At 77.1% G+C, this 279-nt stretch carries 1 protein-coding gene; it reads left to right on the top strand.

Translation table 11 applies throughout. The annotated features are described in order from the left end of the window. Positions 1-279 (top strand): hypothetical protein (locus tag KVT32_RS29860; RefSeq protein WP_217619403.1); only part of this gene is annotated, 279 nt, incomplete at both ends.

Genomic DNA, 279 nt, shown 5'->3' on the forward strand with positions numbered 1-279 from the left:
GCCACCTGGCGAGCTTCCTGCGCCAGCACGCGCAAGCGGCGCGCGAAGCGCTCGGCCTGCCTGACGACGACACCTCCCTGCCGGTACCCGACGCCCTGCTGCTCAACGGCGGCGTGTTCCGCGGCGCCGCGCTGGCCGAGCGCCTGGCCGCCGTGCTGGGACGCTGGCGCGGCCAGCCCCTGCGCGTCCTGCACAACGACGTCCCCGACGTCGCCGTGGCGCGCGGCGGCGTCGCCTATTCGCTGGCGCGCCAGGGGCAGGCGCCCGCCATCGTAAGCG

The organism is Achromobacter sp. GbtcB20 (assembly GCF_019091095.1).
Taxonomy (GTDB): domain Bacteria; phylum Pseudomonadota; class Gammaproteobacteria; order Burkholderiales; family Burkholderiaceae_B; genus Achromobacter; species Achromobacter mucicolens.